This is a genomic window from Leucobacter soli (genome assembly GCF_042659205.1).
Lineage (GTDB): Bacteria > Actinomycetota > Actinomycetes > Actinomycetales > Microbacteriaceae > Leucobacter > Leucobacter soli.
The window spans coordinates 1-11956 of record NZ_JBHSRW010000059.1; the positions used below are offsets into that span (position 1 = coordinate 1).

The following is an 11956-nucleotide window of genomic DNA, read 5'->3' on the forward strand; positions in this document are numbered from 1 at the left end:
GTTCAGGGTCGTATTTGCTTGGCATCGTAGTTCCATCCTTATATAAAGATCGGAACTGAAACCAGGCCAATTCAAACCGCTTCCTCGCGAACTCAGCCAAACGGAAAGAGAGCGTCCAGCCCACAAGACCCCAGTTATAGCGATCAGAAACCCGATCCCTTGCTGCGAAGGGGATAGGGGCATCGCCATGCCACCGGATTTGGCCCACTAGCGGCCACTAGATGGCCCACTAGAACCTTCACCAGCAGAATCGGCGAGAGCCGCCGGACTCTCGCTCACGCACCGCTCTGCACCGGCTGAAGCACGCCGGAGCCCACCAGAAACGAGAGAAGCCCTGACGAGAAATAGCTTCTCATCAGGGCTTTTCGTCGGGTTGACAGGATTTGAACCTGCGACCCCCTGACCCCCAGTCAGGTGCGCTACCAAGCTGCGCCACAACCCGTTGTTTAGTTATTTTGGGCCGACGAGAGGCTACTGCACTTAACCCCCAGTCAAGTGCGCTACCAAGCTGCGCCACAGCCCGCTGTCGTCGCGCCAGCGCGAGACAACCCCTCCATCTTAGTCACAAATTCTCGGCTTCGATGACGTGCACCTGGCGGCCTCCGGAGGGCTGCGATCGGGGAGGCGCTCGCGTGGGGCTTGCGAAGCACCCCGTCCTTGCTGTACAAAAGTACATGTACAAAAGTACGGTAACTGTCGACTCGACTGAAAGGGGGTAGAAGTGGCCGATTCACTGCCCGCACCGCGCAAGCGCGACCCCGAGGGGCGCCGTCGAGCGATCCTGCAGGCGGCGACCGAGATCATCGTCACGCAGGGGACCGCCGCGCTCACGCATCGGGCGGTCGCCGCCGCCGCCGGGGTCGCGCTCGGCTCCACCACCCAGTACTTCGCCTCGATCGATGAACTCAGAGAGGCCGCCCTCACCGAGCTCGCCGACGAGATCGACCAGTCGGTCGCCGAGATGGAGGCGACGCTGGATCTCGACCGCATCCCGGAGCAGCTCGCGAAGGAGGTGCACGCCTTCCTCTGCGATCCGCGCGCCGTGCGCGCCGACATCGCCCTCGCCGCGCACGGCACCACCGAGCCGCGGCTGCGCGAGCTCTCGCTGAAGTGGAGCGACCGGCTCATCGAGATCCTCTCGGCGCACATCGGCGTCGAACGGGCGACCGCGGTCTCGATCTTCCTCGACGGGGCGATGATCCACGCCGGCCTGCACGACACCCCGGTGAGCGAGGCGGCGCTCCGCGACGCACTCAGATCGCTCATCTGACACCGCAGCCCGAAGCTGCCGCGCAGAAATCACTGCCCCGAAACCGCAGACCCCAAAACCGCAGACCCGCCGAGACGGCCCGCACTCCCGACCGAAGAAAAGACCCGATCATGCCACCCACCTCCCGCCCCAACGCGCAGCAGGCCGAGGCGCCGAGCCTCAACACCCGGAGCGTCAGCCAGGCACGGGCATGGGGCTCGCTCGTGATCCTCCTCGCGAGCATGTTCGTCATCTCGATGGACATGACGATCCTAAACATCGCCCTGCCGAGCATGGCCGCCGAGCTGCAACCCACCTCGGACCAGCAGCTCTGGATCATCGACATCTACTCGCTCGTGCTCGCCGGCCTGCTCGTCTCCTTCGCCGCCATCGCGGATAGGTGGGGTCGCAAACGGATGCTGCTCCTCGGCTACCTGCTCTTCGGCGGCGCCTCGCTCCTGGTGCTCATCGCGAACAGTACCGAGGGCGTCATCCTGATCCGAGGGCTGCTCGGCGTCGGGGGAGCGATGATCATGCCTACGACGATCTCGATGATCCGCGTCCTCTTCCCCGACCCCCGCCAGCGCGCGACCGCGCTCAGCATCTGGGCCGCGATCGCCAGCCTCGGCGCGGCGGCCGGACCGCTCGTCGGCGGAGTCCTGCTCGAACACTTCTCCTGGCACGCCGCTTTCCTCATCAACGTGCCGCTCATGCTCGCGGGCGTCATCGCCGGCGCCCTGGTGCTGCCCGAGTCCCGCGTATCGAACCCCGGGCGCTGGGATTTCGTCGCGGCCGTCCTCTCGCTCGCAGGCATGAGCCTGTTCATCTGGGCGATCAAGATCTTCGGCGCACGGGCGACCCTCGCCGCGCCCGATGCGCTCGTGGCATTCTCCCTCGGCATCGTGCTGCTCGTCTGGTTCGGGGTGCGCTGCGTACGCAGCGATGCGCCGCTCCTCGACCTCCGGCTCTTCCGCAGCCGGCCGTTCTCCGCAGGTATCATCGCGGCGCTCGGCTCCATGTTCGCCCTCGTCGCCGCACTGCTGCTGCTCGCGCAGTGGATGCAGCTGATCGACGGTGCCACCCCGGTCGAAGCGGGCGTGCGCCTCCTCCCGATCGCGGTCGCGGGGGCGATCGCCTCGCTCGCAGCGCCGCCGTTGGCCCGCCTCATCGGAGCGCGTGCGGTGCTCGGCGGGGGACTCGGCGTCGCAGGCATCGGGATGCTGCTCATCGGCATGCAGCCGGGGGAGCTTTCCAGCATGACCGTGATCGCTGCACTTGCCCTCATCGGCGCCGGCACCGGATCCCTCGCGATCGGCTCGGCGATGATCATGCAGGCATCGCCCGAGGAGAAAGCCGGAAGCGCCGGCGCCCTTGAAGAGACGTCGTACGAGTTCGGCTCGGTGCTCGGTGTCGCGATCCTCGGGAGTATCGCCGCGATGCTCTACCGGACCGGCCTGCGGGCCAGCGAAGCGACTCAGGGCCTGCCGACCGAACTGCAGCGGCAGGTCGAGGATTCCCTCGGCGCGGCCGACGCTATCGCCGGCGAGCTCGGGATGCCGGGGCTCGCTGAGCAGGCGGGAATCGCCTTCACCGAATCGATGCAGGTCACCGGCATCGTGGGAGGGATCATGATGCTCGCCGTGGGGCTTCTCGTCTTCTTCCTGACACCGAAGGGAACGGATCTGGGCCGAGCGACCCACTGAGGATCGGTTCGCGGGTCGGTTCGCCGAGCCGGTTCGTTCTCGAGCCGGATCGTTCTCGAGTGCGACGCGGATCGGTACCGTGGCACGACTTCCGCGGTACCGGAGGAGGATTCGCGGGACGATCCGCCGGTCGTAGCGTGGAGGCACGATGCGGGGTTCACCGCTCGACGGAAGGGAATCCATCATGACGAACCACGACACCACGCCCCTGGCGACGCCGACCCCTGAGGCGCCGATCCTTGCAACATCGACGCTCGAGGCGCCGACACGTGAAGCGATCTCGACCGAGGCGCCGGCGATCGCGATGGCCTCACCAGCGACGTTCGGTCCCGGTCAGCCCGGGCCTGCACCGGCGCCTCAGGACGCCGGCGCCTCATTCGCCATCACCAGCTTCGTGCTCGGGATCGCGTCGATCGTCAGCAGCTGGACGTTCATCGCGCCGATCATCGGCCTCGTCTTCGGGGTACTGGCACTGCGTCGGCAGACGCGAGAGCGCACGCTCGCGCTCTGGGGAGTCTGGTTGAACGGCGCGATGCTCGCGCTCACCGTGCTCGTGGTGCTCGGGATGATGCTGCTCGTCGGGCTCGGGATCCTCGCCGGGGCACCGTACTGGTCGGCCTGATTCCGGGCTCGGGCCTGCTCATCTGGGTTGCGCGCGGGCGGGGCCGTCGCCTCTGCCGGCGAGCAGCGCCGGGAACACGTGCTCGGTGTTGAGCGGCGCCATGTCGTCGCGCACCACCGCGGGATCGACCCATTCGAGGAGCTCGATCTCGGCGTTCACTGCGACTCCTGCGACGTAGGGATGCTCGAACACGTGGGCCACGACCTCGTGGTCCGGCTCGTTCGCGGCTGCGGCGCGGAAGCTCCCGACCGGTCGAAGCGCAACCGGGTCCAGCGCGATCCCGAGTTCCTCCCGGAACTCGCGGAGCGCCGTCTCGGCCGGCGCCTCTCCCGCCTCGGGCTTTCCGCCCGGCAGCATCAGCATCCGTGTGCCGCGCTTACGGACGTTCAAAACGTGCCCCTCGGCATCGCGCATCACCACCGCGCTGACGACGATATCTTTCACCGCGCCGGGCCCGGGTGTGACGGCGGGCCGGTGATGCCCGCCGTTCACGGGTCCAACCTCAGGGCGCACCGACAACGCCCTACTTGGCCGAAGGCCCGTTCTCGCGTGCGGCGAGCAGGTCGCGGATCTCGGCGAGCAGATCGGTCTCGGTCGGGTCGGCCTCGGCCTCGGACGGTGCGTGACCGTGCTTCTTCACGTAGGCCCGCTCGTTCAGCTTGTTCATCGGGGCGATGATGCAGAAGTAGATGACGATGGCGATGAGCAGGAAGTTGATGACGGCGCCGAGCACGGCACCGATGCCGAGCGTCACCGGACCGAGCTGCAGCACGGCCTTGTTGATCTCGTCGGCGTTGAAGATCGCCGCGATGATCGGGTTGAAGATGCCGTCGACGATGGCGTTGACGATCGCGGTGAACGCCGCGCCGATGATGACGGCGACCGCGAGCTCCACGACGTTACCGCGCATGATGAATTCCTTGAAGCCTTTCACAGCTGCTCCTTCTGGGATCGTTGGGGCCCGATCAGCGGCCGCCGGGCGAGGACGATCTCAAATCTAGCGCGTGCATGGCGATCGTGTCGCCCCGTCCAGAGGCAGAATGGAGAGGTGAGGGACCGGACGATGCGCGCGACGCGCGAATGGCTGCGCCCCAGCACGATCGCCTGGGTGCTGCTCGGCGGCTGCCTAGGGGGCGGCTCCCGCGAGGCGTTGACCGCGGTGATCGGCCCCGGCGCCCCGATCCCGGTAGCGATCCTCATCGCGAACCTCCTCGGCGCGTTCCTGCTCGGCCTCCTGCTTGACTCGGTGGCGCAGCGCAAGTCGGTCGGCGCCGCTCGGGCGCGACTGCTGCTCGGTACCGGATTCCTCGGCGGATTCACCACCTACAGCTCGTTGGCACTCGCCGTCGCGGCGCTCGTGCGCGACGACGCCTACTGGATCGCGGCGGCCTACGGCCTGGGCACCGTGCTCCTCGGCGGAGTGGCGACACTGCTCGGGATGCTGCTCGCGACTGCGATCTCCTCCGATGGTCCGCCCAAGCGTTCGGCGGAGAGTCGAGGCGGACGATGAACGAACTGCTGCTGCACCTGCTCGCTGCGTTCGCCGCCGGGATCGGCGCCGTCTGCCGCTTCCTGCTCGACGGCGTCATCTCGGCGGCTGTCGCGAAGCGTGCGGCAGAGGGCGGTGGGCTGCCGTGGGGGACACTCGCCGTGAACCTCAGCGGTTCACTGGCGATCGGAGTGGTTGCCGGTCTGCTCGTCACCGGACCCATCTCCGGAGGTCTGCCGACGGTGGACTCCTGGCCGCTCGCCGGAGCACTCGGCCTGCTCGGCGGGTACACGACCTTCTCGACCGCCAGCTACCAGACCGTGCGACTGGTGCGGGAGCGCCGCTGGGTCGCTGCTGTGGCCAACGGGCTCGTGCAACTCGTCGTGACGGTGGCGCTGGTCGGACTCGGCTGGTGGCTGGCGGAGATGATCGCGGGGTGAGCGGCGTTCTTCCGGTGACCGCGGCGACCTCGTTGGCTACAGTAACCGCGGCGGCCCCGGCAGCCCCGGCAGACTCGGTGAGGATCGAGACGCGCCTCATCAGCTGACCGCCTCGACCGCTGCGCGAAGGGTCCAGCTCGGCGGCTCCGCGACGAGCCGGGCGACCATGAGGCTGAGGGCGTGTTCGGCGTCGATCCCTTGGGACTCTGCCAGGACTCGTGAGGCGACGGAACTCATCCCTCGCATCCACCACGCCCAGGCGAGCAGGGCGAAGAGCCCCGGGCGGCGAGCACGGGGTGCATGGACGGTGGCATCGCCGAGTACTTCGATGAGCCGTCTCAGCCGGGTGGTATCGATCCGTTCTCGGGCCAGCACCTGCAGGAGGGTGCGAATGCTCCAGTCGTGGTCGCCGCTGCCCGACTCTGCACCGGTGTCGATGGGCGCCCCGAGAAATCGGCGGGGAGCCGCTTGCTCGACGAGGTCGACCACGAAGTCCGCCCGGCTGATGGAGGCGAGCAGCAGCACCAGCCAAGGATCGGTCTGCTCGGAGGCGCGGATCAGTCTTGCGACGAGCAGCGGCTCCGGCGCGCCCTCGCCGTCGAGGCAGGCATTCGCCACGCGAGCGAGCCCGCCGACCCAGATGGGAGTGCCGGAGGTCCCTCGGCCGGCGGTGGCATTTGCATCGTCGCCACCTGCGGCGGCGCGTCGATCCAGCTCCGCCAGCCGAGCCGTCACGGCAGCGGCCCTGCGAGCGGACGGTTCCGGGAGACGCCCGAGCTCCTCGAAGGAGTCGCTCGACGCGCCGGCGGCCGTCGCTCGGGCGGTCATCGGACTCGCGTCGATCTCGGCGAGCGGACGCCCCCGCTGCGGCATCCGATCGGTGAGCAGCCCGGCCCACCCGTCGGGTGCGATCACGGCCAGATCGCGCAGAGGCCAGCCCTCCCGCCGGAAGCGGAGTCGGATCTGCCTCGCGAAGCGCCACCAGGGGGCGCCGGCGGCCTCGGAGAAGGTGCGGTTGGTGGTGATGACGATGGCCGGCCCGGCCGGCCCGGCACCGGTCCGGTGCAGGATCTCCACGATGCAGTCGAGCATTGATCCGAAGGTCTCGGGCGCGTTCGGATCGGGCAGGTCGACGCGCATCGCGCTACCCGCGCGGCGGCCTGAGAAGAGCACGATGACGAGGCTGTTCGTGGCGCGGAAACCGGTCAGGAAGGGCAGCGCAGCGAGGAAGTCCGCCGTACTGTTGCAGCGCAGAATCGTGCGGTGTGTTCCCGGGTCGACGGACGCTGAGGGCTGTGCCGAACTGCGGCGATCGGCACGGGCGGGAACGGGGCGGGGGAAGGCGAGTGTCATGCCTCCATGCTGGGCGGCACGGGAGGCGGAATCCGGGTTGTCCACAGAAGTTCGTGGAACTCAGGAGACATTCAGCGGATGGGCCCGCTGGGAGCGCCGAACGGAACCCGTGCTCGGCTGCCCAACGCACGGCTGTCCAACGCCCTGCTGTTCAGCATTCTGCCGGGTCGGCATCGGCCGACCCGCGCTCAGCCGGTGAGAGCCCAGCCGGCCAACACTCGGCCGGCTTGCACGGACTGCTACGGCCGCTGCGCCTCGACCTGATGCAGGTCGGCCTCGAGCGCGACCCAGCCGAGCATCGCGCACTTCACGCGCATCACGAACTTCGAGACGCCCTGGAACGCGATCGCGTCGCCCAGTAGATCCTCGTCGGGCTCGCCCTCGCCGCGCGACTGGATCATCTCGCGGAAGGCGTCGATCCGCAGGCGGGCCTCGTCCATCGTCAGCCGTTCGTCTCGCACCAGCTGCGACAGCACGGAGGCCGACGCCATCGAGATAGAGCAGCCCTGGCCGTCCCAAGCGAGCTGTTCGATGCGGCCGGACTCCGGATCCACGGCGATGCTCAGCGTGAGCTCGTCCCCGCAGCTGGGGTTGAACTCGTGGTGCGAGGCCGAGAGCGCGCCCTCGGGTGCGACGAACTCGCCCTTGCCGATCGGTCGCTTCGAATGGTCGAGGATCAGTTCCTGGTACAGGCTGTCGAGCGCGCTCATCGCGTCGCCTCCACTCCGAAGTAGCGCTGCGCCCCGCGCAGCGCGTCGAGGAAGCGGTCGACCTCTTCCTCCGTGGTCGTCAGATGCACGCTCGCGCGGGTGCTCGAAGCCATGCCCAGGGCGCGGTGGAGGGGCTGGGCGCAATGGTGCCCGACCCGCACCAGCACGCCCTGCTGGTCGAGGAACTGGCCCACGTCGTGCGCGTGCAGCCCGTCGACCGACACCGCGGCAAGGGCTACGCGGCCGTCGACGCCCTGCGGGCCGAGCAGTCGGATCCCCGGCGCGGCGAGGATCCCGTCGACCAGGCGCTCCACCAGCTCGTGCTCTCTGGCGGCGGCCCGCTCCATCCCGACCTCGGTGCTGAACGCGACCGCCGCACCGAGGCCGACCACCTGAGAGACCGGCTGCGTGCCGGCCTCGAAACGCATCGGCGGGGGCAGGAACTCCGCATCTTCCATCGTCACCTTCGTGATGATGCTGCCTCCGGTGCGCGCGGGCGGCAGCGCTGCGAGCAGCTCGGGGCGCCCGTAGAGCACACCGATCCCGTTGGGCCCGAGCATCTTGTGCCCGGAGAACGCGGCGAAGTCGATGCCCAGCTCGCCGAAGTCGACCGGCAGATGCGGCACGGACTGGCAGGCGTCGAGCACGGTGATCGCGCCGACCGCTCGCGCGAGCGCGGTGAGCTCAGCGACGGGCGCCAGGTACCCGGTCACGTTCGAGACATGGGCGAATGCGAATATGCGCGTACGGGAATTCATCGCCGCGCGGGCGTCGTCCAGCGACCACAGGCCGTGCTCGTCGACGGGAATGTAACGGAGCGCAGCGCCCGTCTTCTTCGCCAGCCGCTGCCAGGGGATGAGGTTCGCGTGGTGCTCGGCCTCGGTGACGAGGATCTCGTCCCCCGCGCCGAGCGCGTAGCGTTCGCTGCCGTCGACACCGAGCCCGGTGCCCGCGTTCGCCTCGGCGATCCCGAGCGCGACCAGGTTCAGCGCATCGGTCGCGTTCTCGGCGAAGACGATCTGCTCGGGCGCGGCCGCGCCGACGAAGCCGGCCACCGCGGCGCGCGCACCCTCGAAGAGCTCGGTCGCCGTCCCCACAGCCTGGCTCGTTCCGCGGTGCACCGCCGCGTTCGCATGCTCGAGGAAGGACCGCTCCGCGTCGAGCACCCGCGCCGGTCGCTGCGAGGTCGCCGCGGCATCGAGATAGGCGACCGCGCGGCCGTCGACCTCGGGGGGCGTGGCGAAGTACGGGAAGGCCGCGCGCAGTTCGGCGACCTCCGCGCCGTTGAGGGCGGAGCTGAGAGCAGGCATGTCACCATTCTTCCACTCGAAGGGGTCATCGGCAGCAACGCGCGGAGCCGCGCGACTATTCCGGGGTGCGCCGGTCAGCGATCGCCGGCAGGCGGTGTCAGCCACCAGTTCGCGACTCCGGCCAGCATGACGATCACCGCGACGACCAGCGGGAGCGCGAGCGCCGTCGCGGTGCCGGCATGGTCGGCGACGGCGCCGGTGATCCAGGCCGCCGAGGACTGGCCGACCATGATGCCGGATCCCAGCATCGTCATGACGGTCGCCGAGCGCCCCGCCGGGCTGCGGTCGGCGCCGAGGCTGTAGAGGTTCACGAGGGTCGGGCCGACGCCGAAGCCCATGAGCGCGAGGCTCAGCACCATGCCGCCCACGTCGTCGATCAGCTGCAGGACGACGCAGCCGAGCAGGATCACGGCGGAGAAGGCGATCCAGCGCGCGCGCAGGCTGAATCGCTGGGGCATCCAGGCGACGCTCAGCGCGAGGATCGCGGATCCGACGCCCATGGCGCCGTAGAGGAGGCCGGCGCTCTCCGGATCGCCGCGATCCTGCATGAACGCCGTCAGCGACGTGAAGCTCGAGCCGAAGAAGAAGCCGACGCCGACGATGCCGAGCACGGTCACGAGCAGAGCCGGGCGGAAGAGCTCGGATGCCGGAGCGAGCGTCGCCGCGCGCTCGGCCGGGGTGCGCGGCGGCCGGCTCGTGGGGTGCAGCGCGAAGGAGACCACGAAGATCAGGGTGAGGGCGGACGCGCCCACCACCGGGGCCCAGGCGCCGAGCGTCGTGGCCAGCAGCCCCACGATCACCGGCCCGAAGACGAAGACGACCTCTTCGATGGCCGACTCGTAGGCGAGCACGCCGTTCAGCAGCCGCGGGCGCTGCAGCACCGGCAGGTCATGGGCGATGATCGTGACGAGGCGGGAGCGCGACATGGGCGAGATCTGCGGTGACGTGGCACCGATCAGGAAGGCGCAGAGCAGCATCACTCCATCGGGGAGCGGACTGAATGCGATCCAGGCGAAGGCGGCGAGCAGTAGCCCGTTCGCCGTGCCCGCGCACAGCAGCACGGGGCGCTGCCCGAAGCGATCGGCCGCGGCGCCGAGCAGCGGCCCGATGCAGGCCACGCCGAGCCCTGCCATCGCCGAGTTGAGCCCGCCGAGCTGCACCGAGCCGCGTGCCGAGACGACGAGGGTGAGCAGCCCGATCACCGTCATCGCGAACGGGAGGCGCGCGATGAACGCCAGCGGGAAGTAGCTCCTGCCGACGCGCTGCAGCAGCGCGCGGACCGGTGGCTCCTCCGCGGCCGCGCTCACCGGGTCTGCGCTTCGAAGAACGCTCGGAACGCCGCGCCGTCGGACGGCTCGCCGGCATAGGGAACCCCGTTCACGACCGCCATCGGCGTGCCGGAGACGCGAAGCTCGGCGTCGATCGCGTTCGGGACGGGGTTCGCGAAGACCCAGTCGTTCAGCGCCTGCACGAAGGGAACGAAGCGCTCGCTCGTGATGCAGTCGGCAACGGTTGGATCGAGCGGTGCGTCGGTGGCGTCCTCCGCCAGCTCGATCAGCTGCTCGTTGGTGGGGCCGGCACCGGACTGCGGCTGCACACTCGGATCGAGCAGTTCGGAGTGGAACTCCCAAGCACCCGCCACCCGGGCGTCGGCGAGGCATGCCATCGCCGACGCTGCGCGTGACGAGTAGTAGGATCCCTCGCTCGCTCGATCCAGGAAGACCAGCGGGACGACCTCGATCGTGGTGGTTCCGTCCTCAAGCGCGTCCTCCAGCAGATCCCCGTTCGCCTCCTCGAAGGAGGCGCAATGCGGGCAGCGGTAATCGACGTAGATGAGCACGTCGTTCTGCACGCCGTCGCGCTGCACCTCGGCCTGCTGCGGGGCGGTGCCGGGCTCGAGCGCATCGCTCGGGGCGATCGCGCCGTCGGCCCCGAAGATGATGCCGCCGGTCGCCATGTTCGCGGGCCACTCGATGGCGGATCCGCCGGCGTCATCGGGCGTATCGGCGGGTGCGTCGTCGGCGTCGGGGCCCTGCGCGGTGCCGGTTCCGGATCCTCCCAGATCCGGCTGCAGAAGCGCGCCGACGGCGAGCGCGCCCACGCCGACCGCGATGAGGACGGCGATCGCGCCCGCACCGAGTCCCGTGATGCTGGCCCCCCGCAGTCGCTGCCCGCGGACGAGCGCCACGATGCCGAGCGCGATCGCGGCCACGCCGAAGGCGGCTCCTAGTACGGCGAACACGCTGAAGTAGACGGCCGAGACCGCGACAGTGAGCAGCGCGACGAGGCCGAGCGCCATCGCCGTGATCGCGAGGCCCCGCCCCGTCGAGGCTCCGCCCTGCGCGGTGTACGGATTCGGCGGCGGCACCGGGATCCACTGCGGGTCGGGCTGCGGGTCGGCCGACTGATCGGCCTGCGGATCCTCAGCCGCGGGTCGACTCGGCTCGTGCTCGTGCTCGCTCATGCCCCCATTCTGGCAGGGCTCGACCCTCGCACGCTGATGGGAGCATCGGTCGCGCACAGCGCCGCCGCCTACGATGGAGGGCATGCTCATCCTCGCCGCGACCCCGATCGGCAATCTCGGGGACGCCTCGCCGCGCCTGCGCGAGGCGCTCGCCGGCGCTGCCGTGATCGCCGCAGAGGACACCCGCCATACCCGCCAGCTGCTCTCGCTGCTCGAGGTCGAGACCCGGGCCGAGCTGGTCGCGCTCCACGACCACAACGAACGCGATCGCGCCGCGTCCCTCGTCGACCGCGCCGAACGCGACGACGTGCTGCTCGTCAGCGATGCGGGGACGCCGACCGTGTCGGATCCGGGGTTCCGTGTCGTGCAGCTCGCCGCCGAGCGCGGTGTCGGGGTCAGCGCCATCCCCGGGCCGAGCGCGGTGACCACGGCACTCGCGGTCGCCGGCCTGCCCACGGATCGCTTCGCCTTCGAGGGCTTCCTGCCGCGCAAGGCGGGGGAGCGCTCGCGCACCCTTGCCGCACTCGCCGCCGAATCGCGCACGCTCGTCTTCTTCGAGGCGCCGTCCCGCCTCGCCGAGGCGCTGACCGCGCTCGCCGAGGCGTTCGGGCCGGAG

The 11956-nt window shown here is 69.7% G+C and carries 13 protein-coding genes and 2 tRNA genes; 6 read left to right on the forward strand and 9 right to left on the reverse strand.

Annotated elements, in window-relative coordinates:
* Positions 1–368 precede the first annotated feature (368 nt).
* Both ACFPZL_RS05730 and ACFPZL_RS05735 read right to left on the reverse strand, forming a co-directional pair.
* A tRNA-Pro gene (locus ACFPZL_RS05730) sits at positions 369–442 on the reverse strand.
* A gap of 13 nt (positions 443–455) precedes the next feature.
* Positions 456–523: transfer RNA gene (locus tag ACFPZL_RS05735), tRNA-Pro, on the reverse strand.
* A 198-nt stretch (positions 524–721) separates the two neighbouring features.
* Between ACFPZL_RS05735 and ACFPZL_RS05740 the strand changes: the two genes are divergently transcribed.
* The 3 genes from ACFPZL_RS05740 to ACFPZL_RS05750 all read left to right on the forward strand — a co-directional run bounded on the left by ACFPZL_RS05740 (position 722) and on the right by ACFPZL_RS05750 (position 3574).
* On the forward strand, positions 722–1270 hold the full coding sequence (locus ACFPZL_RS05740; RefSeq protein ID WP_218115023.1) for a TetR/AcrR family transcriptional regulator: 549 nt from the start codon (positions 722–724) through the stop codon (positions 1268–1270).
* A 110-nt stretch (positions 1271–1380) separates the two neighbouring features.
* The gene (locus ACFPZL_RS05745; RefSeq protein ID WP_218115024.1) at positions 1381–2952 is read left to right on the forward strand and encodes an MFS transporter; all 1572 of its coding nucleotides are present in this window, start codon (positions 1381–1383) and stop codon (positions 2950–2952) included.
* A gap of 184 nt (positions 2953–3136) precedes the next feature.
* Complete coding sequence (locus ACFPZL_RS05750) at positions 3137–3574, forward strand: DUF4190 domain-containing protein (protein WP_218115025.1); 438 nt, start codon at positions 3137–3139, stop codon at positions 3572–3574.
* An 18-nt stretch (positions 3575–3592) separates the two neighbouring features.
* Here the strand turns inward: ACFPZL_RS05750 and ACFPZL_RS05755 are convergent, their stop codons facing one another.
* The gene (locus ACFPZL_RS05755) at positions 3593–4066 is read right to left on the reverse strand and encodes an NUDIX hydrolase (protein ID WP_268912059.1); all 474 of its coding nucleotides are present in this window, start codon (positions 4064–4066) and stop codon (positions 3593–3595) included.
* A 31-nt stretch (positions 4067–4097) separates the two neighbouring features.
* A complete protein-coding gene (gene mscL, locus ACFPZL_RS05760; protein ID WP_218115026.1) occupies positions 4098–4508 on the reverse strand; it encodes a large conductance mechanosensitive channel protein MscL in 411 nt (136 codons plus the stop codon).
* A 114-nt stretch (positions 4509–4622) separates the two neighbouring features.
* Between mscL and ACFPZL_RS05765 the strand changes: the two genes are divergently transcribed.
* Entirely contained in the window at positions 4623–5084 is a 462-nt protein-coding gene (locus tag ACFPZL_RS05765) for a CrcB family protein (protein ID WP_236022021.1), read from the forward strand.
* Entirely contained in the window at positions 5081–5503 is a 423-nt protein-coding gene (locus ACFPZL_RS05770) for a fluoride efflux transporter FluC (protein WP_218115027.1), read from the forward strand. Before ACFPZL_RS05765 ends, ACFPZL_RS05770 begins: the two co-directional genes overlap by 4 nt.
* Positions 5504–5602: 99 nt before the next feature.
* Here ACFPZL_RS05770 and ACFPZL_RS05775 read toward each other — a convergent pair whose 3' ends face one another.
* From ACFPZL_RS05775 to ACFPZL_RS05795, 5 genes are all read right to left on the reverse strand, one after another.
* On the reverse strand, positions 5603–6856 hold the full coding sequence (locus ACFPZL_RS05775; protein WP_218115028.1) for a DUF4192 family protein: 1254 nt from the start codon (positions 6854–6856) through the stop codon (positions 5603–5605).
* A 239-nt stretch (positions 6857–7095) separates the two neighbouring features.
* Positions 7096–7566 carry a Fe-S cluster assembly sulfur transfer protein SufU gene (gene sufU / locus ACFPZL_RS05780; protein ID WP_218115029.1) on the reverse strand — a complete coding sequence of 157 codons (471 nt, stop codon included), beginning with the start codon at positions 7564–7566 and terminating at the stop codon, positions 7096–7098.
* Entirely contained in the window at positions 7563–8876 is a 1314-nt protein-coding gene (locus ACFPZL_RS05785) for an aminotransferase class V-fold PLP-dependent enzyme (RefSeq protein ID WP_218115030.1), read from the reverse strand. Before ACFPZL_RS05785 ends, sufU begins: the two co-directional genes overlap by 4 nt.
* A gap of 74 nt (positions 8877–8950) precedes the next feature.
* On the reverse strand, positions 8951–10183 hold the full coding sequence (locus ACFPZL_RS05790) for an MFS transporter (protein WP_382334863.1): 1233 nt from the start codon (positions 10181–10183) through the stop codon (positions 8951–8953).
* Positions 10180–11340, reverse strand: a complete 1161-nt coding sequence (locus ACFPZL_RS05795; protein WP_218115032.1) for a thioredoxin domain-containing protein — start codon at positions 11338–11340, stop codon at positions 10180–10182. The genes ACFPZL_RS05790 and ACFPZL_RS05795 overlap by 4 nt, the downstream gene beginning before the upstream one ends.
* A gap of 82 nt (positions 11341–11422) precedes the next feature.
* Between ACFPZL_RS05795 and rsmI the strand changes: the two genes are divergently transcribed.
* Positions 11423–11956: 16S rRNA (cytidine(1402)-2'-O)-methyltransferase (rsmI, locus tag ACFPZL_RS05800; protein ID WP_382334865.1), on the forward strand; the 534-nt coding region annotated here is incomplete at its 3' end.

Excerpts from the sequence above, each read along its gene's own strand:
- ACFPZL_RS05745 (WP_218115024.1), top strand. The coding sequence starts at position 1,381 with ATGCCACCCACCTCCCGCCCCAACGCGCAGCAGGCCGAGGCGCCGAGC.
- ACFPZL_RS05750 (WP_218115025.1), top strand. The coding sequence starts at position 3,137 with ATGACGAACCACGACACCACGCCCCTGGCGACGCCGACCCCTGAGGCG.
- ACFPZL_RS05770 (WP_218115027.1), top strand. The coding sequence starts at position 5,081 with ATGAACGAACTGCTGCTGCACCTGCTCGCTGCGTTCGCCGCCGGGATC.
- ACFPZL_RS05775 (WP_218115028.1), bottom strand. The coding sequence starts at position 6,856 with ATGACACTCGCCTTCCCCCGCCCCGTTCCCGCCCGTGCCGATCGCCGC.
- sufU (WP_218115029.1), bottom strand. The coding sequence starts at position 7,566 with ATGAGCGCGCTCGACAGCCTGTACCAGGAACTGATCCTCGACCATTCG.
- ACFPZL_RS05785 (WP_218115030.1), bottom strand. The coding sequence starts at position 8,876 with ATGCCTGCTCTCAGCTCCGCCCTCAACGGCGCGGAGGTCGCCGAACTG.
- ACFPZL_RS05795 (WP_218115032.1), bottom strand. The coding sequence starts at position 11,340 with ATGAGCGAGCACGAGCACGAGCCGAGTCGACCCGCGGCTGAGGATCCG.